The sequence below is a fragment of the Vibrio penaeicida genome, assembly GCF_030689305.1.
Taxonomy (GTDB): domain Bacteria; phylum Pseudomonadota; class Gammaproteobacteria; order Enterobacterales; family Vibrionaceae; genus Vibrio; species Vibrio penaeicida_B.
Genome location: NZ_JAUYVM010000016.1, coordinates 100,075 through 121,079, shown reverse-complemented (window position 1 = coordinate 121,079; position 21,005 = coordinate 100,075). Strand labels below are relative to the sequence as shown.

Genomic DNA, 21,005 nt, shown 5'->3' with positions numbered 1-21,005 from the left:
GTTCCACAACACCAAGAACTATTTCATTCAGATGCGAGCATCTTGGAATAACTTGAGTATAATGACGGTTAAATTTTTTCTAAGGTAAAAGACATTGCAAGTACAAGATCTACGTGATTTTTTAGCGGATAAAGCAGACGATATGAAAGCAGAAGACATCGTTACCATTGATGTTCAAGGCAAATCCAGTGTTACAGACTTTATGGTTATCTGCACAGGAAACTCTAAGCGTCACGTAGCCTCTATAGCCGATCACGTCGCCAGTGAAGCTAAAAAAGCAGGGCTAGAACCGTTAGGTGTCGATGGCGAGCAAGAAGGTGAATGGGTCGTTGTCGATATGGGCTCTACAATGGTTCACGTAATGCAAGAAGACCAGCGAGAGCTGTACCAGCTTGAGAAACTCTGGAGCTAATCGTTGAAGATTCAACTTATTGCCGTTGGCACGAAAATGCCAAAGTGGGTGGAAGAAGGGTTTAAAGAATATAAACGTAGATTCCCCCACGACATGCCTTTGGAATTGATTGAAATCTCAGCAGGTAAGCGTGGGAAAAATGCTGATATTGCAAGAATTCTGCAAAAAGAAGGCGAAGCGATGTTGGCGGCAGTGCCAAAAGGCAATCGAATTGTTACTCTGGATATTCCGGGTAAGCGCTGGGATACAGAGCAACTTGCAGGACAATTGGAAGCCTGGAAACTTGATGCACGAGATGTATCGATTCTAATTGGAGGTCCTGAAGGTTTAGCGCCAGCTTGCAAAGCGGCAGCCGAACAAAGCTGGTCTTTATCTCCTCTTACGCTGCCTCACCCATTGGTTCGTGTTGTTATGGCAGAAAGCCTATACCGAGCTTGGAGCATTACCGCTAACCACCCATATCATCGAGAATAACGCTAGATGAGACGTCAGCGCACCCAAATCCGAGATTACACCGCCGAGTCCGCCCTATTCTCGCGACGCGCCTTAGTCGCCTTTATGGGCATTGTGGCGCTTATGGGTGTGCTTCTCGTCAACTTATACAACATTCAAGTCAATCAGTTTCAAGACTACAAAACCCGCTCTAATGACAACCGTATAAAAGTGGTGCCTATCGCCCCTAACCGCGGATTGATCTACGATCGAAACGGTATTCTACTCGCTGAAAACCGCCCCATCTTTAGCCTTGAACTTACGCCTGAAAAAATCAAAGACATTGATGAAACCATTATTCAGTTGAGTACTTTTCTAGAGATCTCTGACGAGCGTATTACTCGCTTCCACAAGGAACGTAAGCGTACTAGGCGCTTTAAATCCGTCCCACTGTTAAACCAGTTAACGGAAGAACAAGTCGCTCTATTTTCTGTGAATCAGCATCGCTTTCCCGGTGTCGAAGTGAACGCTACGCTAAAACGCTATTATCCATACGGAAAGGTACTGACTCATGTATTGGGCTATGTATCTCGAATTAATGACCGTGATTTACAACGCTTAGAGCGCGAAGATAAAGTAGCCAATTATCAAGCAACCCGAGATATTGGTAAGCTTGGTATCGAACGTTTTTATGAAGATTTACTTCACGGTACGGCTGGTTACCAAGAAGTTGAAGTGAACAACCGTGGTCGTATCATTCGCACTTTAAAATACGTACCACCTATTCCCGGGCAAGACATTGTCCTCAACTTAGACATTAAACTTCAGCAGTACTTATATGATTTGCTGGATGGTCGAAGAGGTTCGGCCATTTTGCTCGACCCAACAGATAACGGTGTTTTAGCTATGCTTTCTAGCCCAAGCTACGATCCGAATTCTTTCGTACACGGGATTTCCGGCAAAGACTATCGCGCCTTGCTAGAAGACAAAGACAGGCCTTTAGTTAACCGCGCAACGCTTGGAATTTATCCACCTGCATCTACGGTGAAGCCATTTATCGCCGTCGCAGCACTTCAAGAAAAAGTTATTACGACAAAAACCACACGTAATGATCCGGGGTACTGGCGTATTCCTAACTCGAAAACTCGCCCATTTCGAGATTGGTTACGTTGGGGGCATGGGCGTGTCGATATACTGAAATCTATCGAAGAGTCAGTCGATACTTTTTATTATCAAATTGCCTACGACATGGGTATTGATCGCATCTCCACTTGGATGATGCTATTTGGATTTGGCGACTTTACGGGTATCGATATTCATGAAGAAAGTAAAGCCAACATGCCAACCCGAGAATGGAAAATGGCGCGTCATCGCCAACCTTGGTACCAAGGTGATACGATCCCTGTGGGCATCGGACAAGGCTACTGGACAGCAACCCCCATGCAATTAGCAAAAGCTACCTCAGTATTGGTGAATAAAGGTGAAGTCATCGCTCCTCACTTGCTTAGAGCGACCATTGATAAAACTCAAGAGCCTCATGTGACAACAGCTGCGCCTATTGAATCCTACCCGCCAGTTGAAGGCGTATCTAAACGCTATTGGACTGTTGCCTTAGAAGGAATGCGCTTAGCAAACCACGGTAAAAAAGGAACGGCTCGACGAGCCTTCGCAAAAGCAGAATACATGACTGGTGGTAAATCCGGAACAGCACAGGTGTTTGGGCTCAAAGAAGATGAAGAATACAACGCCGACGAACTCGCTGAACACTTGAGAGACCACGCTTTGTATACGGGTTTTGCTCCGTTCGACGATCCAGAAGTGATTGTGACCGTTGTATTAGAAAACGCCGGGGGCGGCTCTTCAAACGGTGCACCTGTTGCACGAGAGATCTTCGACCACGTTTTAATTGACAGCAAAGATGGGAATAAATAATGCGGTTTGACCCTTCTACCGGAAGAAATCGTTCCTTTTTCGATAAACTCCATATCGACTTACCCATGTTGCTTGGGTTGCTGCTGCTTATGTGCTTTGGGCTAGTGGTTATGTACAGTGCCAGTGGACAAAGCCTCGCGATGATGGACAGGCAAGCGATGAGAATGGGGCTATCTCTTGTCGTAATGTTACTTCTCGCACAGATCCCCCCACGCACCTATGAAACTGCGGCACCATTGCTGTTTGTTGTTGGGATATTTTTATTGTTAGGGGTTTTATTCTTCGGTGAGGCCTCCAAAGGGGCCCAGCGATGGTTAAATCTTGGCTTTGTGCGCTTCCAGCCTTCTGAGTTATTGAAGCTCGCCGTACCACTCATGGTGGCTAGGTATATTGGTAAACGCTCGCTCCCCCCTACATTTAAAACACTGATCGCCTCACTATTGATGGTTTTCATTCCAACAATACTTATTGCCAAGCAACCCGACTTAGGAACTTCTATCCTCATCGCTGCGTCAGGGATTTTTGTTATTTTCCTTGCAGGAATAAGCTGGAAGATCATCACGGCTGCCGCCGTTGCACTCGGTGCGTTCATCCCAATTCTTTGGTTCTTCTTGATGAGAGAGTATCAAAAGGTTCGCGTAAGAACCTTATTTGACCCTGAATCCGATCCATTGGGTGCAGGCTATCACATTATTCAAAGTAAGATTGCCATTGGTTCTGGCGGTTTATCCGGAAAAGGCTGGTTGCAAGGCACTCAGTCGCAACTTGAATTCTTACCAGAGCGTCATACTGACTTCATCTTTGCCGTTGTTGCGGAAGAATGGGGCATGATTGGTGTGGTCGCGCTACTTTGCATCTACCTGTTTATTATTGGGCGAGGTTTGTTTTTAGCTAGTAAAGCGCAAACCGCTTTTGGTCGAATGATGGCAGGCAGCGTTGTTCTTAGCTTTTTTGTTTACGTTTTTGTAAACATAGGTATGGTGAGTGGCATTCTTCCCGTTGTAGGCGTACCACTGCCTTTGATTAGCTATGGAGGCACATCCATGGTAACGCTAATGGCCGGGTTTGGCATTCTGATGTCGATTCACACTCACCGTAAAATGCTCTCTAAGGCGAACTGATGGCTTTTAGAATTTACTCTCTTATCATGATTTTAATACTGGCTTTAACCGGCTGTACAAGCCCAGACAAAGGCAGATACACCATAGATGACGATGTCGCCCCTGAAGTGCCTCTTTCTGTTGAACATATTGAAGATGCTCATCCTGTTTATGAACCCATCAGTTTGGGCGGCAACAAAGACTACAGCTTACTGGGCGGCTCATACAAAATTGTTAAAGAGCCTGAAGGATTTATTCAAGAAGGTAAAGCATCTTGGTATGGTAAAAAGTTTCATGGTCACCTAACGTCTAACGGTGAAATATACGACATGTACTCTATGTCGGCAGCGCATAAAACTTTACCTCTTCCTAGTTACGTCAAGGTACTGAACAAAGACAACGGAAAAACGGCAATTGTCCGCATTAACGACCGAGGCCCATTTCATGAAGGGCGTATTATTGATTTAAGCTACGCAGCGGCATACAAATTAGGCGTCGTTCAGACGGGTACCGCGAATGTAAAAATTGAGTACATATCTGTAAGCCGCGAAAACACATCGCTCGTTGCGCAGAAGAAATTGCCAAGGTTTGTTATTCAAGTTGCCGCGTCAAAAGATGAAGACAAAGCCCGAACTTTAGCGAAATCTTTGGGTCAAAGCCTATCAGTACGCAGTTATACAGAAGGGTCAAAAAAGCTACATCGTATTTTTTTAGGCCCATTTAATGACCAAGAATTAACGCAAAAAACGTTATCTCAAGTACACTCACAAGGCTACCCCACTGCGTTCATTAAACAAGTGAAACAGAATCCTTAGGGACAAACGGGTTAATTTGTGCAACAGTAAGCTTCTGACTTATCAGAATGATTCTGCTAAGATACGAACGTTCAGCATTAAACATTCAGACTAACAACTAATACCAATGAAAAAATCTGTGAAATCTATTAAATCTTTGTTTGTCACTTCAGCAATCGTGTCAGCAACTTTCGCTTCTCCAGCATTCTCGGCTCCTATTGTTGTCCCAGATGCACCTGAAATCGCCGCTAAAGGTTTCGTGCTCATGGACTACCATTCCGGTAAAGTTCTGGCAGAAAAAGAGGCGAACACGCGTTTGTCCCCAGCAAGTCTTACCAAGATGATGACCAGCTATGTCATTGGTCAAGAGCTTGAACGCGGTAACATTTCGCTGTCTGACAAAGTGGTCATTAGTAAGAATGCGTGGGCGAAAAATTTCCCTGATTCTTCAAAAATGTTCATTGAGGTAGGCACTACGGTAACTGTTGATGACCTAAACCGAGGCATCATCATTCAGTCAGGTAACGACGCCTGTGTCGCCATGGCTGAGCATGTTGCAGGGTCTGAAGACGCATTTGTAGACCTTATGAATGCGTGGGCGAAGTCGATTGGTATGGAGAATACCAACTTTGCCAATGTACATGGTTTGGATAACCCAGACCTTTTCTCAACGCCTTACGATATGGCGCTGCTTGGTCAGGCTCTTATTCGTGATGTGCCAGATGAATACCGCATCTACGCCGAAAAGCAATTTACTTACAATGGTATAACCCAATACAACCGTAACGGTTTGCTTTGGGATAAAAGCATGAACGTTGACGGCATCAAAACCGGACACACAAGCAAAGCTGGCTACAGCTTGGTGAGCTCTGCAACCGAAGGCAAAATGCGCCTAGTCGCCGTTGTAATGGGAACGAAAAGTGCTAACGCTCGTAAGGCGGAAAGCAAGAAGCTGCTTAACTACGGATTCCGTTTTTTTGAAACGGTTTCCCCACACAAATCAGGTGAAACTTTCGTTAGCGAAAAAATCTGGATGGGTGACAAAGACTCAGTTGCTCTCGGTGTTGCCGAAGACACCTATGTTACCCTTCCTCGTGGTCAGGCGAAAAACATGACTGCCAACTTTGTATTAGAAAAAGAACTTCAAGCACCAATTCGCAAAGGCGATGTGGTTGGGCGTTTGTTCTACCAAGTTGAAGGCGACGACATTGCTGAATACCCACTTCTAGCGCTAGAAGATGTAGAAGAAGGCGGCTTATTTAGCCGACTAATTGATTACATTGTCTTACTGTTCAAGAGCTGGTTTAGCTAAACTCAGCGTATCTTAGACTTAATTATTGAAAGCCGCGTTAGCGGCTTTTTTGCATCATAATGTGAGGGAGCGCTGATGTAACTTGAGATCCGTTACATTTGGCAGTACTATTTCGCACCGCAATATCGAATACTAAATCGGAGTTCTCGCAATGTTGAATATCAACTCAGACGCAAAACTAAAAGACCTGCTTGAGTTCCCTTGTCAGTTTACTTACAAGGTAATGGGCTATGCAAAACCAGAACTGCCAGAGCTTGTGTTAGAAGTCATTCAACGTCACGCTCCTGGCGACTACAGCCCTACCGTTAAGCCGAGTGGAAAAGGGACATATAACTCCGTCTCTATTACCATCACAGCGACTTCTATCGAGCAAGTAGAGTCACTCTACAAAGAGCTAGGCGATATCGACATCGTACGCATGGTACTTTAGGTAAGCATAGTACTTTAGCCTCTAACTATTTAGCTCGAATTGAAACAGCGACTTATTAGTCGCTGTTTTTCTAGGGCTTATTGCCCTATCCATAGCACCAACTCTCTAATTTCCAGCATGGAATTCTAGCTGAGATGTAAAATCCATGTCGCTTATGTGTAGTTAGATTGGTTAAAGAAGTTTATAATCCGTTTACTTTTATCGTTCTTATTTCAAAGGATCTTTTAGTTTGCTTGAAGTCAAAGACCAGTTAGTCGTTAAAAAGCTAGGTCGACAAGATTACCTACCCGTTTGGCAAGCCATGCATGATTTTACGGATACTCGTGATGAAGAAACGGGCGACCAAGTTTGGCTTGTAGAACACAACCCAGTTTTTACCCAAGGTCAAGCAGGCAAAACAGAGCATCTAATTGATACTGGCGATATCCCAGTGGTACAGAGCGATCGTGGTGGTCAAGTTACCTATCATGGTCCTGGTCAGGTTGTGGCTTATTTCCTATTAAACCTGCGCCGGCGCTCATTGGGAGTAAGAGACTTAGTCACTCATATCGAAAATCTGGTTATAAATACACTGAAGCAATATGATATAGAGTCCGAAGCAAAACCAGATGCTCCGGGCGTTTATGTGAGTGATAAAAAGATTTGTTCGCTGGGGCTACGCATTCGAAAAGGTTGTTCTTTTCACGGACTCGCCTTAAATGTAAATATGGATCTCTCGCCATTTCTGCGTATTAACCCATGTGGCTACCAGGGAATGGAAATGGTCCAAATCAGCGATTTTAACAGTGATACTGAAGTGAGCAGCGTTGAAACAACGCTTATTGAAGAGCTTGTTGCACTGCTGGGCTACAAGCAAGTCGAAATTATTACAGAAAGCAAATCATCATGAGTAAACCAATCCAGATGGAAAAAGGCGTTAAATACCGCGACGCTGACAAAATGGCACTGATTCCAGTTAAGAACATGCCAATTGAACAGAAAGAAGTGTTACGCAAACCTGATTGGATGAAAATCAAGTTACCTTCTGATAGCAAACGTATCCAAGAAATCAAATCCGCTATGCGTAAGAATAATCTTCACTCTGTATGTGAAGAAGCCTCTTGCCCTAACTTAGCGGAATGCTTTAACCACGGTACGGCTACATTCATGATTTTAGGTGCAATCTGTACCCGTCGCTGTCCTTTCTGTGACGTAGCCCATGGTCGTCCAATTACACCGGACAACAACGAGCCACAGCATCTTGCTCAAACAATTAAAGACATGAAGCTCAAGTATGTCGTTATTACTTCTGTTGACCGAGATGATTTACGCGACGGTGGAGCACAGCATTTTGCCGACTGTAACCGTGAAATTCGCGCCATGAACCCAAACATACGCATTGAAACATTGGTTCCTGATTTCCGTGGTCGTATGGATACAGCGTTAGAGCTGCTAAAAGATAACCCGCCAGATGTGTTCAACCATAACCTAGAAACAGCGCCTCGCCTCTACCGTAAGGTTAGACCAGGTGCAAACTACAAGTGGTCACTTGATTTGCTTCGCAAGTTTAAAGAACAACACCCTGATGTTCCAACCAAGTCTGGTGTGATGATGGGCTTAGGCGAAACAAAAGAAGAAATTGTAGAAGTTCTGAAAGATTTACGTGCTCACGGTGTAACAATGCTAACGCTTGGTCAGTACTTAGCACCAAGTCGTCACCACTTAGCGGTTGAACGCTATGTGCCACCTTCAGAGTTTGATGAGCTAAAAGAGATCGCACTAGAGCTGGGGTTCACCCACGCAGCATGTGGTCCATTTGTACGTTCTTCTTACCATGCTGATCTTCAAGCTAAAGGGGTTGAGATTAAGTAGAACTAACTCTTAACCTTCTATTACTATTAAGTTTTTTATAATTCGCCCCGATTTCGAGAAATCGGGGCGTTTTTTATACCGGAATTTTACTCACATCTGGCTTTACGCTAAGATGCTTAAATATTTTTACTTTAAAATCTGTTGTATAGCAGCTAAGCGATTAAATGGCGACGAGCCCAAACACTTCAGCTTGTTATTCAGCATAAAATTAACATCAACCAGTTGGAAACTTCAGATGAAATTATTTGCAGTAGCAGGTCTAATGGCTTTGACGCTGGTAGGTTGTAGCTCTACACCTACCCAACAAGATAACTACATGGACGCATCGTTCGAGCTTTGTAATACCGAAGTAAAAGTATACTCAGTCAGCGATGATGGTCGTGTTCGCATTGTATGTGCAGATGGCTCCAAGTTTGCACTTCGCTCTGAAGTGACACTAGAGACAATGCGCAACATTAACGCTGATTACTGCAGCGGTGAAGGCTTGTCTAAATTTAACGAAAGCCAGCGTTACTACCAGTTCCGTTGTAAGTCTGGTGAAACCATCAGTATCAACAAGTAATCACTCATTTGTTTCAGATATAAAAAAACGACAGCACTGGCTGTCGTTTTTTATGTATCGATTTTACGTTGTTAGCTTGTTAGGTCATCAAAGAACTTCTTAACGCCGTTAAAGAAACCTTCTGACTTAGGGCTATGCTTATTCGCCGCATCTCCGCCACACGTTTCTTCGAAATCACGCAGCAGTTCTTTTTGACGGGAACTCAATTTAACAGGTGTTTCAACAACCAATTTCACGATTAAATCGCCAACACCGCCACCGCGAACACCTTTCACACCTTTACCGCGCATACGGAACATACGACCCGTTTGTGTTTCTTCTGGCACTTTCAGGTTTACACGACCGTCAAGAGTTGGAACTTCAACTTCACCACCCAGCGCAGCCATTGCAAAGCTTACCGGTACTTCACAGTACAAGTTGTTTCCGTCACGCTCGAAGATATTGTGTTCACGAACATGTACTTGTACATACAAATCGCCAGCAGGTGCGCCCATTTCTCCAGCTTCACCTTCACCAGAAAGACGAATGCGATCGCCCGTATCTACACCAGCAGGGATCTTAACATTCAGTGTTTTCGTTTTCTGCTTACGACCCTGACCATGACAAGAGTTACATGGGTCTTTAATGATCTTACCTTTACCGTGACAGGTAGGACATGTTTGCTGAACAGCAAAGAAGCCTTGTCGCATTTGAACTTGGCCATGACCATGACATGTTCCACATGTTTGAGCACCAGAACCTTTCTTAGCACCGCTGCCATCACAGACATCACATTCAACTAGAGTAGGAACTTCAATTTCTTTTTCAACACCGCGAACAGCCTCTTCTAGAGAAAGCTCCATGTTGTAGCGAAGGTCTGCACCGCGTTGGGCACGTGACTGACCACCGCCGCCACGGCGACCACCGCCAAAGATGTCGCCAAAAACGTCACCAAAGATATCGCCAAAGTCAGCGCCGCCTCCACCGAAGCCACCGCCGCCGCCCATTCCACCTTGTTCAAAGGCTGCGTGACCGTATTGGTCATACGCGGCTTTCTTCTGTGGGTCTAAAAGAATTTCGTACGCTTCTTTTACTTCTTTAAACTTTTCCGCAGCCGATTCGTCACCCTGATTCCGATCTGGGTGAAATTTCATAGCAAGGCGCTTATACGCCTTTTTTACATCGCGTTCTGATGCATCACGGCCAACGCCTAATACTTCGTAAAAATCACGTTTTGACATGTTCTTCGTCACCAATTATTTACTGCAAACGGATGGTTCCGCTTGGTGGTTTGTATCAATCTAGATAAGGAGGCTGATCCTAAGGTTATGAAAAAAGCATATGTATGAATAGCGCCACAAGCCAGTGTGCTGAACACCTTAACTATCACAAACTCTTTATCTGGATTGATTCCTTACTTACAAACTTGCGGGCGTAAGAGATAACTCGAACGCCCGCAGCATAGAAGATTTAGACGCTATATCACCCGAAACATTAAGATTTCGAGTGATAACAGCTTAGAGATTATTTCTTCTCGTCTTTCACTTCTTCGAACTCAGCATCAACAACATCGTCGTCTTGCTTAGGTTGTTCGCCAGCTTCCGCGCCTGCTGCTTGTTCAGCTTGAGCTTTCTGCTGTGCAATTTCCATTAGCTTTTGAGATGCCGCCATTAGAGCCTGAACTTTCGCGTCGATAGCTTCTTTATCTTCGCCTTTCTTCGCTTCTTCTAGCTCAGCAATTGCTGCTTCGATCTTTTCTTTGTCTTCAGCAGGAAGAGCGTCACCCGCTTCTTCAATTTGCTTCTGAGTACCGTGGATCATTTGGTCAGCTTGGTTACGAACAGAGGCCAATTCTTCGAACTTCTTGTCCGCTTCTTTGTTTGCTTCTGCTTCTTGTACCATTTTCTCAATTTCGTCGTCGCTTAGACCACCAGATGCTTGGATGGTGATCTTCTGCTCTTTACCTGTCGACTTGTCTTTCGCAGATACGTGCAAGATACCATCCGCATCAAGGTCGAAAGTTACTTCGATTTGAGGCATACCACGAGGTGCAGGCTGAATGCCTTCTAGGTTAAATTGACCTAGAGATTTGTTATGCATCGCTTGCTTGCGCTCACCCTGAAGAACGTGGATAGTTACCGCGTTTTGGTTGTCTTCAGCTGTAGAGAATACTTGGTTTGCTTTCGTCGGTACTGTTGTGTTTTTCTCAACTAGAGCAGTCATTACACCACCCATCGTTTCGATACCTAGAGAAAGAGGCGTTACGTCTAAAAGCAGTACGTCTTTCACTTCACCAGCAAGTACGCCACCTTGAACTGCAGCACCCATTGCTACTGCTTCATCAGGGTTCACGTCTTTACGAGCTTCTTTACCGAAGAACTCAGCAACTTTCGCCTGAACCATAGGCATACGCGTTTGACCACCAACAAGAATTACGTCTGTAATTTCGCTTACTGATAGATCTGAATCTGCTAGAGCAACTTTAAGTGGCTCAAGAGAACGTTGAACTAGGTCTTCAACTAGCGCTTCTAGTTTCGCACGAGTCACTTTAACGTTCATGTGCTTAGGACCAGTTGCATCAGCGGTAACGTAAGGTAGGTTCACGTCAGTTTGTTGTGCAGAAGACAGTTCAATTTTCGCTTTTTCTGCCGCTTCTTTAACACGCTGCATTGCTAGAGGATCAACTTTAAGGTCGATGCCTTGCTCTTTCTTAAACTCGTCTACTAGGTAGTTGATTAGACGGTTATCGAAATCTTCACCACCAAGGTGTGTGTCACCGTTAGTTGCTAGTACTTCGAAAGTTTGCTCGCCATCAACGTTGTCGATTTCGATGATAGAGATATCGAACGTACCACCACCAAGGTCGTATACCGCAATAGTGCGATCGCCTTCTTGCTTGTCTAGACCGTATGCTAGAGCAGCGGCTGTTGGTTCGTTGATAATACGCTTAACATCAAGACCAGCGATACGGCCAGCATCTTTAGTTGCTTGACGCTGAGCATCGTTGAAGTATGCAGGAACAGTCACTACAGCGCCTGTTACTTCTTCACCTAGGAAGTCTTCTGCCGTTTTCTTCATTTTCTTTAGAACTTCAGCAGAAACCTGAGGAGCAGCCATTTTTTGGCCTTTCGCTTCTACCCACGCATCGCCGTTGTCAGCCTTAACAATTTTGTAAGGCATGATTTCGATGTCGCGTTGAACTTCATCATCTTCGAAACGACGACCGATCAAACGCTTGATTGCAAATAGCGTGTTTTCCGGGTTTGTAACTGCTTGACGTTTCGCAGGTTGACCTACCAGCGTTTCACCGTCTGTATAAGCAATAACAGATGCAGTTGTGCGCTCACCCTCAGCGTTCTCGATTACGCGTGGTGCATCGCCGTCCAACACAGCAACACAAGAGTTAGTAGTACCTAAGTCAATACCAATGATTTTACCCATCAGGCTATCTCCGATTAAATCAATTATCTTTTTGCTATATCCCCATAAGTGGGGATGAGGAATGGGGATTCAACCCCTACTCACAAAATATGTGTGCGAACTACTTTGCTTTGTCTATGCCCAATAGATAAGGGCATGGAATACCTTTTCAAGGGGATTCATTAAAAAAAGTAACGTTTTTTTTCTTTTTTCGCTGAACCCTTGTCGTTACAACAAAAAACGGAGCCAAAAGGCTCCGCTTATATAAGCCAATTTTCGTCGTAATTAGCTCACTTGAACAGGTTCAGATTTTTCTTCAACACCTATTTCGTTTTCAGATTTAGCTACGATGGTGTTCACCGCAGTATCACCTACAACGTTTGAAGAGGTACAGAACATATCATTGATACGGTCTACAGCCGCAATAATAGCCAAACCTTCAGGTGGAAGCCCCAATTGGTGCAGTAATACACCAACCATAACTACGCCGCCACCAGGAACACCACCCGCACCGATAGATAGAAGCAGAATCGTTAGGCCAAGAGTAAAGATATCTGCAGAGTTGATCGGCTGACCAAACGCATTGGCTACAAAGATTGTCGCAAGGGCAATATAGATGGATACACCAGACATGTTCATTGTCGCACCAAGTGGTACACCAAAACCGGCAACAGATCGAGAGACGTTTAACTTCTCGGTAAGTGTGCGCATGGTAACTGGGATGGTCGCATTAGAGCTTGCCGTCGAAAGCGAGAACAGAACTTGCTCACGCGTTGCACGCATAAACTGTTTTGGAGAAATACCTGTCGCCAGACCCACCACGGTTGGGTAGAAGAAGAAAATCCAGAACACCAACATAGCGACAACAAGGGCAACATATCCAGCCACTGACGCCAGTGTATTTCCATCTAGAGTCGCGCCGAGTTGAATCATCAACGCGAATACACCGTATGGTGCAAGGCTCATGACCAAACCCACCAACTTCATCATGATCTCGTTTGCCATTTTGAAGGTGCGAATTGCAGGACCACCACGTGAATCCAGAGCTTGAATAGCAAGACCTGTTAGGATTGCCATAAAGATGATTTGTAGCATGTCACCGTTTGCAAACGCCTGTACAGGGTTGCTTGGCACGATGTTCACAACCAGAGAAAAGATGTCTGGCGTTTCTGTTGTCGTTAATTTCACCGCTTCAGAAACCGTACCAGCCAAATTGGCGTCAGCACCCGGCTGAACAATCATTCCGATAGTCAGTGCCGCAGTAATCGCAATGATGGTATTGAAAATGTACAAGGCAAAAGTTTTACCACCAAGACGTCCAAAAGAAGTAATGTCTTTTAACTCAACAATACCGCAGACGATCGACACGTAGACCAATGGCACGACCAAAAGCTTGATAAGTGAAACGAACATTCCACCTGCGCCCTCAGCCGCTCCCAAAACATAAGTATCCATAATGGTGATGCCATTGAATAAGTACTGAATGGCGGTACCTATCATTAGGCCGGCAAATAGACCTATAAAAATTTTTGTTGAAAGCGATTTATTCATCGTTTCACTCCAGTTGTTTATGCTTGCATATAGTATTTTGATAGTTATTTACTGCACTAATAAATGCAGAGGGCAGGAATAATACACACTGAATTCACAAATAAAAGGCACTATTAACAAAAATATCACAATGAACCTCACAAAATTTAATCTGATATTTTCCTTAAAAACCGAAACAAAAAACCAAATACAAACCAGGTCAGTAGGTTAACCCTATTCTCGCTCAAGAAACAAACAACCTGTTTTTCAATAGAAATAAAGTCAATTAACCTTACGATGGAAAGGTCTTTTATATCTTTTCAGGATGAAACACCGAATCATAACTAAAGCCAACCAGAACAATTCACAGCAGAATATAAAATTCGCAAAAATAGATAACTGGCGAGAGTTAAGTTGTTCAAGCATTCTTTGATTTCAAAAAAAAAGCGCAGCCTAATGGCTGCGCTTTTCTATTTCTATGTCTATCGATTAGAGACACACTATGGATATATCTCTGAAAACCAATAGAACGAATTAAAGGGTACTATGCGTAAACAGGTAGACGCTTACAAATCTCAAGCACCTTCGCTTTAGTCGCTTCAACTACGGCTTCATCACCCATGTTGTCTAAGATGTCACACATCCAGCCAGCTAGGTTTTTCGCGTCTTCTTCAGTAAAGCCACGACGAGTAATTGAAGGCGTACCTACACGAACACCAGACGTAACGAACGGGCTACGTGGATCGTTTGGTACTGAGTTTTTATTTACTGTAATGTTTGCCGCGCCAAGTGCAGCATCGGCATCTTTACCCGTGATGTCTTTGTTGATGAGATCAACTAGGAACAAATGGTTTTCTGTTGAGCCCGAAACGATGTCGTAACCGCGCTCTAGAAATTCTGCCACCATTGCTTTTGCATTCGCAACAACGCGTGCTTGGTACTCTTTGAACTCTGGCTCTAGTGCTTCTTTGAACGCTACCGCTTTACCCGCAATAACGTGCATTAGAGGACCACCTTGACCACCAGGGAATACTGCTGAGTTCAGCTTCTTGTAGAAATCTTCACCTTCATTAGAAAGGATAAGACCACCACGTGGACCAGCCAATGTTTTGTGCGTTGTTGTAGTAACAACGTGAGCGTGTGGCACCGGGTTAGGGTAAACACCCGCTGCAATTAGACCAGCAACGTGAGCCATATCAACAAAGAAGTAAGCACCTACTTTGTCTGCGATTTCACGCATTCGCGCCCAATCACAAACTTGGGAATAAGCAGAGAAGCCACCGATGATCATTTTCGGTTTGTGCTCTACTGCTAATGCTTCCATTTCGTCGTAGTTTATCTGACCAGCTTCATCGATACCGTAAGGGATAACGTTGTAGTGTTTACCTGAGAAGTTAACTGGAGATCCGTGAGTTAGGTGACCACCGTGCGCCAGGCTCATACCTAGAACCGTATCGCCTGGGTTAAGAAGCGCCATGTACACAGCACTGTTTGCTTGAGAACCTGAGTGAGGCTGTACATTTGCGTAATCAGCACCAAATAGTTCGCATGCGCGATCAATAGCTAATGCTTCAACTTTGTCTACGAACTCACAACCACCATAGTAACGCTTGCCTGGGTAGCCTTCAGCGTACTTGTTTGTTAGCTGAGAACCTTGCGCTTCCATTACACGTGGGCTGGTGTAGTTTTCTGAAGCGATAAGCTCGATGTGCTCTTCCTGGCGAAGAGTCTCTTCTTGGATTGCTGTAAAAAGGTCCGCATCGTAATCAGCGATGTTCATATCACGCTTAAGCATCTGTATCTCCTGACTCAGATTTACTGAAAGTTTCAAAAAAACCACACAACGACCAAAAGCAAACGTTTTCGTCACCGTATTTGATGGGGTGCATTCTACATAATTTGATCTGCGTCATAAAGTGACTTTTGCAACTTTCTTTATGTAGATATTTCATGTTCCGTTTGAGTGTTCATCATAGTGGTGGTCTATATCGTTTCCCTAAACTATATCACTGTCAACTTAAAGGTTTACACCCTGTAAAATCAAAGATACATAAGTTAGAGGTAGAATTACCATTCAAGCTATCGAAAGTAGCAGTTTTTCACTAGTATTCCGCTCAATTTCGGTAAGTTAACATGTAATTTAATGGAAAAACACACAAGAAAAGAAGATTGGATCGCAATACTGACAGGCACATTTTTAGTCGCGCAGGGCGTATTCTTCTTACAGAATGCGACTTTACTGACGGGTGGAACCACAGGGTTAGCGCTTTTAATTAGCCAATTTGTGCCTTTTAGTTTCGGCGTTCTCTATTTCGCATCAAATATCCCATTCTATATTTTAGGCTGGAAACGCTTTGGCAAAAGATTCGCGCTGACCAGTTTAATTTCTGGTGCGCTTGTGTCTATATTCGCAGATAACCTGCACTGGCTGATTCAGATTGATAGCATTAACCCACTTTACTGCGCGATATCGGGCGGATTATTGATGGGACTGGGCATGCTGATCTTATTCCGACATCACACCAGCCTTGGTGGTTTTAATGTGCTTTGCTTGATTATTCAAGATAAGACTGGGTTCTCAGTTGGAAAAAGCCAGATGATCATTGATTGTGCGATTCTAATTGCATCATTCTTTTTCGTTTCGCTTGAAGTCATCGGCTTGTCTATTCTAGGGGCAATCGCGCTGAACTTAGTATTGGCTATGAACCATAAACCAACGCGATACAGTGTAAGTAAGCGATCAGTTCAACACTAATAAAAAAAACAACGTCAGCAACAAAAAACCGGGCAATCCAATTGCCCGGCTTTTTTTATGCCTTTACTTTAGTGCGAAACACTCTCAATAATAAAAACACGGCTTTCATAGGGTTCAAGAGATTGATTCGAACTCTGAACCAAACTCAACTGCTCAACGGTTTGATAGTTTCCAAGAACACCTTTTGCTTCTTTCATGTTGTACCGACTCGGTAAGCTGATTTCGACCTGTTCTGCGTAGAAGTTATTAATACAAATCAGTGTCTGATAGCCGTTGCTACGAGCGTAGGCAAAAACAGACGGATGATCTGGCATTAAATCTTGGTAATCCCCATCCGTTATCACGGGTAGTTCTTTGCGTAGATGAATGAGTGACTGATAAAAATAGAAGACTGAGCCTTTATCTTCGAACGCTGTCATTGCATTCACATCACGGTAATTTCTAGCAACATCAATCCAAGGAGTCCCTTGTGTAAACCCCGCATTTTCAGAATCATCCCACTGCATAGGCGTTCTAGAGTTATCACGTGACTTGCTCGCTAAAATACGAAGCATGTCGTCGGAGCTCCCCCCTTTCTGATTCACCATGATGTCATACATATTCGTGCTTTCGACATCTCGGTATTGGTCTATTGAATCAAAATGAGGGTTTGTCATACCGATTTCTTCACCTTGATAAATATATGGCGTGCCTTGCATGAAGTGTACGGAAGCGGCGAGCATTTTGGCTGACTCGACTCGGTATTGCTCATCATTACCCAACCGACTCACTATGCGGGGTTGATCGTGATTACACCAAAATAGAGCGCCCCACCCCTTTCCGTTTAGGCCTTGCTGCCAGTGGTTAAATATGGATTTCAATTGAAGAAAATCAAACGGAGCAAGCCCCCACTTCTCACCGTTCGGATAATCCACCTTAAGGTGATGGAAGTTAAACACCATGGATAATTCTTTTCCATCCATCGAAGAGTATTTCTGGCAATGCTCTAGCGTAGTTGAAGACATTTCCCCTACGGTGACGCTGCCATATTTTTGAAATACCGTCTGGCTGATTTCTTGTAGGTATTCATGTACGCGAGGTCCGTCAGTGTAAAATCGACGACCATCTCCCACATCATCAGATGGGAAATCTTGCTGTTTAGAAATGAGATTAATGACATCCAAACGGAACCCATCAACGCCTTTTTCTGCCCAATACTCAATCACCGCGTTGACTTCTTCACGGACTTGAGGGTTTTCCCAATTCAGATCAGCCTGCTCTTTAGCAAATAAATGCAGATAATATTGGTTGGTGGATTCATCAAGCTCCCACGCTGAACCACCAAATTTAGATTCCCAGTTATTAGGAACATCACCATTGAGCGGATCTCGCCAAATATAGTAGTCGCGGTATGGGCTATTATTGTCACCCAAAGCCGATTGGAACCAAGCATGCTCTGTCGACGTATGGTTAACGACGATATCCATGATAAGACGAATCCCTTGGCGATGTGCCGCGGCAATCAATTCATCAAAATCAGTCATAGTGCCGAAATCAGGGTTAATGGCAAAGTAATCCGAAATGTCATAACCATTGTCGACCATCGGAGAACAGTAAACAGGGGTTAACCAGATAGCGTCAATGCCCAGAGCTTTCAAATACTCTAACTTTGAAATAATCCCCTGAATGTCTCCAGTGCCAGAACTTCCACTGTCACAAAAACTTTTAGGATAGATTTGGTAAATAGACGCTTTGCGCCACCAGTCGTTATGAATAGTCATTATTTCGATCTCAGAGTAAAGCGCAGGCAGCCAACAAGGGGGAAGAGAGCAGGCTGCCTGCTGTATGTTATGCGGCTGCTGTTTCTAAATTGCCTTTATGTTGAGCGCGCTTATAGAAGAAGAGAGTCAACATCGCAGGTACAAAAATCGCAACTAGCATGGCGATGCTGAATATAGTCCAGTATTGAGGCTGGATAGAGAGAATACCTGGCAGACCACCGACACCAATACCGTTTGCCATCACCCCCGCACTACCACATATTGCCGCCGCAATAGCGGAACCAGCCATAGCACTTAGCATTGGGAATTTGTATTTGAGGTTGATACCGTACATCGCTGGCTCCGTTACACCAAGGTAGGCGGAAATGGCAGCAGGAACAGAGACATCTCGCTCACCTTCTTTACGGCTGATAATGATGATACCGACGACAGCAGAAGCCTGTGCAATATTAGACAATGCGATTAGTGGCCAAATTGGCGTACCACCCAACTCTTGCATTAACTGTAAATCAACAGCATTGGTTGTGTGGTGAACACCGGTGATCACTAACGGTGCGTAAAGGAATCCAAACACGGTGGCACCAATAATGGCGAAGTCACCCGTCATTGCTGCTTTAGCAGCAAACGCAACACCGTCGCCCAGTAAACGCCCGAAAGGACCGATCAACGAATGGGCAAGGATCACAGACAACAGAATAGACACAAATGGCACCACAACGAGGTACAGGTATCCCGGTACAATTCGCTTGAGGTTTGTCTCTATAAATGCCAGTGCTACACCCGCCAACATTGCAGGTATCACTTGTGCCTGATAACCCACTTTTTCAATCACAAACAATCCAAAGTCCCACACTTCGGGCACTTCTTTACCAATTAAATAAGCGTTCATAAGTTGGGGTGAAACTAATGTCACACCTAATGTAATACCCAGTATTGGCGTACCACCCAGCTTCTTCACCGTAGCCCAACATACGCCGACGGGTAGGAAGAAGAAAATCGCTTCACCAATTAGCCATAGAAACGAATGGACGGTCGCCCAAAACTGACTGATTTGCGTCAGTGTTTGACCATCAAACATCTTGATATCGCCAATAACGTTGCGAAAGCCAAGAATCAAACCACCCGTAATGATCGCCGGTAGAAGGGGAACAAAAATTTCGGCTAGGTGGGAGATGCTGCGCTCTAAAATATTCATGTTCTGACGAGCCGCCAATTTCGAATCGTCTTTGCTAGCGCTGCTTTTCCCTGAAAGTTCAAGTAAAAGCTTATAGACATCGTCCACTTCATTGCCAATCACAACTTGAAATTGACCAGCATTTGTAAAACAACCACGAACAATAGAAATGCTCTCTAGCCCTTTCACATCCGCTGCATCGGTATCATTTAGTACAAAGCGCAATCGAGTTAAACAATGGCTTACACTCGCAATGTTATCGCTTCCCCCTACAAGTTCGAGGATTTTGGCGACATCTTTCTTCGCTACCTTACTCATAACTGTTCACCCTATTTGAATTCACGTTCTATTTTATTTTTTATGGGACCGTTCCCAATTATTATCATTCATATTGACATCACTAATAATAAATCAAAATGGGAACAGTCCCATTAATTGAACATGATCACATTAAAAATGTAGTGATAAATAGAAAAAGAAGTACTGAATTTTTATTCTTATAAAATTACAACGAGTTGGAAAATTGTACGCTAACTGGGAAGAGAAGGGGTTAGAGTGACGTGAGTCACCTCCGATTGATTCTGCAGTTGGTCGACGAGCAGGTTAGCGGCTTTTCTTCCAGCTTCCGCATACCCCGGGTCAATACTCTGTGTGTTTGGAAACAAAAACGAAAGTAAAGCGTTCCCACCGACACCAAATACAGTTACGTCGGTTTTACCGAGCTCTTGAAGCCTTTTATTGACGCCTAATGCAATTGAATCACTGGCACACACAATGGCATCCGTTTTTGTACCCAATACCGTATCGACTAAGTGATAACCGCTTTCATGACTCAGTGCACCCGTCGTGTAATTAGGCGTTAACGCATGGCTTTCACACCACCGAATGTAAGCTTGCGTACGCAAACGGCCCGTTGTCACATCCGTATCATCCACACCAATAAAGGCAATGTGTGTTTTGTTCTGTTGGCTAAGTTGATTCAAGGCCATCTCGATGACGGATTGATTGTTGTAATTCACGGAAGATATTTCAGAAGAATCCGACGCAATGACTACCGCTCTGTGCCCCCAAGATTCCAGCTCGTACATATCGCAATCTGAAAAACCAAACACAATTACACCATCAACATTTCGACGCTTTAAAACAGCAAGGTGCTCATTGGTCTTTTCGCAGTCGAATTGGCTTTCCATGATCACGACATCGTACCCAGCGGCATACAACGTTTTTAAAAGCGGGCTGACGACAAGGTTCTCTGAGGGAGAATCCAAACGAGAAATAATCACTCCGATGACTTTCTGACTGCCTCCTCTCATTGATTGAGCGGACTTAGACGGGACATAACCAGATTCAGAAATGATTTGCTCTACCTTTTTACGGGTATCTGGTTTTACTTTTGGATCGTTCGTTAAAACACGAGAAACCGTCGATTTACCGACCCCTGCTAATCGAGCGATATCCAAAATAGTGAGCTTCTTACTCATAGGGTTTCAAATTTACTTGTCGTAGTGATAAAGGAATATTGCCGAAGTTTGGCATCGAATTGCAATATTCCCTCAAAGAAA

The 21,005-nt window shown here is 44.2% G+C and carries 18 protein-coding genes; 11 read left to right on the top strand and 7 right to left on the bottom strand.

The genetic code is table 11. The features are described 5' to 3' along the window. The first annotated feature begins 94 nt into the window (after window positions 1-94). From rsfS to Q8W40_RS21650, 10 genes are all read left to right on the top strand, one after another. Window positions 95-412: a ribosome silencing factor gene (rsfS, locus tag Q8W40_RS21695; RefSeq protein WP_101110761.1), complete on the top strand. Its 318-nt coding sequence runs from the start codon at window positions 95-97 to the stop codon at window positions 410-412. A 3-nt stretch (window positions 413-415) separates the two neighbouring features. Beyond that, entirely contained in the window at window positions 416-886 is a 471-nt protein-coding gene (rlmH, locus tag Q8W40_RS21690) for a 23S rRNA (pseudouridine(1915)-N(3))-methyltransferase RlmH (RefSeq protein ID WP_104400437.1), read from the top strand. A 6-nt stretch (window positions 887-892) separates the two neighbouring features. Then, complete coding sequence (gene mrdA, locus Q8W40_RS21685; protein WP_305400184.1) at window positions 893-2,776, top strand: penicillin-binding protein 2; 1,884 nt, start codon at window positions 893-895, stop codon at window positions 2,774-2,776. Continuing rightward, window positions 2,776-3,897 carry a rod shape-determining protein RodA gene (gene rodA / locus Q8W40_RS21680; protein WP_305400182.1) on the top strand — a complete coding sequence of 374 codons (1,122 nt, stop codon included), beginning with the start codon at window positions 2,776-2,778 and terminating at the stop codon, window positions 3,895-3,897. The genes mrdA and rodA overlap by 1 nt, the downstream gene beginning before the upstream one ends. Further along, window positions 3,897-4,691: a septal ring lytic transglycosylase RlpA family protein gene (locus Q8W40_RS21675; protein ID WP_305400180.1), complete on the top strand. Its 795-nt coding sequence runs from the start codon at window positions 3,897-3,899 to the stop codon at window positions 4,689-4,691. The genes rodA and Q8W40_RS21675 overlap by 1 nt, the downstream gene beginning before the upstream one ends. Before the next feature lie 106 nt (window positions 4,692-4,797). Then, window positions 4,798-5,982 carry a serine hydrolase gene (locus Q8W40_RS21670; RefSeq protein ID WP_305400179.1) on the top strand — a complete coding sequence of 395 codons (1,185 nt, stop codon included), beginning with the start codon at window positions 4,798-4,800 and terminating at the stop codon, window positions 5,980-5,982. A gap of 151 nt (window positions 5,983-6,133) precedes the next feature. Next, window positions 6,134-6,412, top strand: coding sequence for a DUF493 family protein YbeD (ybeD, locus tag Q8W40_RS21665; RefSeq protein WP_101110767.1), 279 nt, complete (start codon window positions 6,134-6,136; stop codon window positions 6,410-6,412). 229 nt (window positions 6,413-6,641) lie between these two features. Further along, window positions 6,642-7,301, top strand: coding sequence for a lipoyl(octanoyl) transferase LipB (lipB, locus tag Q8W40_RS21660; protein WP_305400178.1), 660 nt, complete (start codon window positions 6,642-6,644; stop codon window positions 7,299-7,301). Then, entirely contained in the window at window positions 7,298-8,263 is a 966-nt protein-coding gene (gene lipA, locus Q8W40_RS21655) for a lipoyl synthase (RefSeq protein WP_305400176.1), read from the top strand. The genes lipB and lipA overlap by 4 nt, the downstream gene beginning before the upstream one ends. 235 nt (window positions 8,264-8,498) lie before the next feature. After that, window positions 8,499-8,825 (top strand): hypothetical protein, encoded by a 327-nt coding sequence (locus Q8W40_RS21650; RefSeq protein ID WP_101110770.1) that lies wholly within the window; start codon window positions 8,499-8,501, stop codon window positions 8,823-8,825. A 71-nt stretch (window positions 8,826-8,896) separates the two neighbouring features. Here the strand turns inward: Q8W40_RS21650 and dnaJ are convergent, their stop codons facing one another. From dnaJ to glyA, 4 genes are all read right to left on the bottom strand, one after another. Further along, on the bottom strand, window positions 8,897-10,045 hold the full coding sequence (gene dnaJ, locus Q8W40_RS21645) for a molecular chaperone DnaJ (RefSeq protein WP_305400174.1): 1,149 nt from the start codon (window positions 10,043-10,045) through the stop codon (window positions 8,897-8,899). Between the two features lie 283 nt (window positions 10,046-10,328). After that, complete coding sequence (dnaK, locus tag Q8W40_RS21640; protein WP_305400172.1) at window positions 10,329-12,245, bottom strand: molecular chaperone DnaK; 1,917 nt, start codon at window positions 12,243-12,245, stop codon at window positions 10,329-10,331. Window positions 12,246-12,509: 264 nt separating this feature from the next. Further along, window positions 12,510-13,775 carry a dicarboxylate/amino acid:cation symporter gene (locus Q8W40_RS21635; RefSeq protein ID WP_101110773.1) on the bottom strand — a complete coding sequence of 422 codons (1,266 nt, stop codon included), beginning with the start codon at window positions 13,773-13,775 and terminating at the stop codon, window positions 12,510-12,512. A gap of 523 nt (window positions 13,776-14,298) precedes the next feature. Then, on the bottom strand, window positions 14,299-15,549 hold the full coding sequence (gene glyA / locus Q8W40_RS21630) for a serine hydroxymethyltransferase (protein WP_305400170.1): 1,251 nt from the start codon (window positions 15,547-15,549) through the stop codon (window positions 14,299-14,301). Between the two features lie 348 nt (window positions 15,550-15,897). Here glyA and Q8W40_RS21625 point away from each other — a divergent pair, with 348 nt between their 5' ends. Next, window positions 15,898-16,509, top strand: a complete 612-nt coding sequence (locus Q8W40_RS21625) for a YitT family protein (RefSeq protein WP_101110775.1) — start codon at window positions 15,898-15,900, stop codon at window positions 16,507-16,509. 68 nt (window positions 16,510-16,577) lie between these two features. Here Q8W40_RS21625 and treC read toward each other — a convergent pair whose 3' ends face one another. The 3 genes from treC to treR all read right to left on the bottom strand — a co-directional run bounded on the left by treC (window position 16,578) and on the right by treR (window position 20,924). Next, window positions 16,578-18,269 (bottom strand): alpha,alpha-phosphotrehalase, encoded by a 1,692-nt coding sequence (treC, locus tag Q8W40_RS21620; RefSeq protein ID WP_305400168.1) that lies wholly within the window; start codon window positions 18,267-18,269, stop codon window positions 16,578-16,580. 67 nt (window positions 18,270-18,336) lie between these two features. Further along, window positions 18,337-19,761, bottom strand: coding sequence for a PTS trehalose transporter subunit IIBC (gene treB / locus Q8W40_RS21615; RefSeq protein ID WP_305400166.1), 1,425 nt, complete (start codon window positions 19,759-19,761; stop codon window positions 18,337-18,339). Window positions 19,762-19,973: 212 nt separating this feature from the next. Next, window positions 19,974-20,924: a trehalose operon repressor TreR gene (gene treR / locus Q8W40_RS21610; RefSeq protein WP_305400165.1), complete on the bottom strand. Its 951-nt coding sequence runs from the start codon at window positions 20,922-20,924 to the stop codon at window positions 19,974-19,976. Between the last annotated feature and the right edge of the window lie 81 nt (window positions 20,925-21,005).

Excerpts from the sequence above, each read along its gene's own strand:
- treR (WP_305400165.1), bottom strand. The coding sequence starts at position 20,924 with ATGAGTAAGAAGCTCACTATTTTGGATATCGCTCGATTAGCAGGGGTC.
- rodA (WP_305400182.1), top strand. The coding sequence starts at position 2,776 with ATGCGGTTTGACCCTTCTACCGGAAGAAATCGTTCCTTTTTCGATAAA.
- mrdA (WP_305400184.1), top strand. The coding sequence starts at position 893 with ATGAGACGTCAGCGCACCCAAATCCGAGATTACACCGCCGAGTCCGCC.
- treC (WP_305400168.1), bottom strand. The coding sequence starts at position 18,269 with ATGACTATTCATAACGACTGGTGGCGCAAAGCGTCTATTTACCAAATC.
- Q8W40_RS21635 (WP_101110773.1), bottom strand. The coding sequence starts at position 13,775 with ATGAATAAATCGCTTTCAACAAAAATTTTTATAGGTCTATTTGCCGGC.
- Q8W40_RS21670 (WP_305400179.1), top strand. The coding sequence starts at position 4,798 with ATGAAAAAATCTGTGAAATCTATTAAATCTTTGTTTGTCACTTCAGCA.
- glyA (WP_305400170.1), bottom strand. The coding sequence starts at position 15,549 with ATGCTTAAGCGTGATATGAACATCGCTGATTACGATGCGGACCTTTTT.
- dnaK (WP_305400172.1), bottom strand. The coding sequence starts at position 12,245 with ATGGGTAAAATCATTGGTATTGACTTAGGTACTACTAACTCTTGTGTT.
- lipA (WP_305400176.1), top strand. The coding sequence starts at position 7,298 with ATGAGTAAACCAATCCAGATGGAAAAAGGCGTTAAATACCGCGACGCT.
- ybeD (WP_101110767.1), top strand. The coding sequence starts at position 6,134 with ATGTTGAATATCAACTCAGACGCAAAACTAAAAGACCTGCTTGAGTTC.
- Q8W40_RS21650 (WP_101110770.1), top strand. The coding sequence starts at position 8,499 with ATGAAATTATTTGCAGTAGCAGGTCTAATGGCTTTGACGCTGGTAGGT.
- Q8W40_RS21675 (WP_305400180.1), top strand. The coding sequence starts at position 3,897 with ATGGCTTTTAGAATTTACTCTCTTATCATGATTTTAATACTGGCTTTA.
- Q8W40_RS21625 (WP_101110775.1), top strand. The coding sequence starts at position 15,898 with ATGGAAAAACACACAAGAAAAGAAGATTGGATCGCAATACTGACAGGC.
- dnaJ (WP_305400174.1), bottom strand. The coding sequence starts at position 10,045 with ATGTCAAAACGTGATTTTTACGAAGTATTAGGCGTTGGCCGTGATGCA.
- treB (WP_305400166.1), bottom strand. The coding sequence starts at position 19,761 with ATGAGTAAGGTAGCGAAGAAAGATGTCGCCAAAATCCTCGAACTTGTA.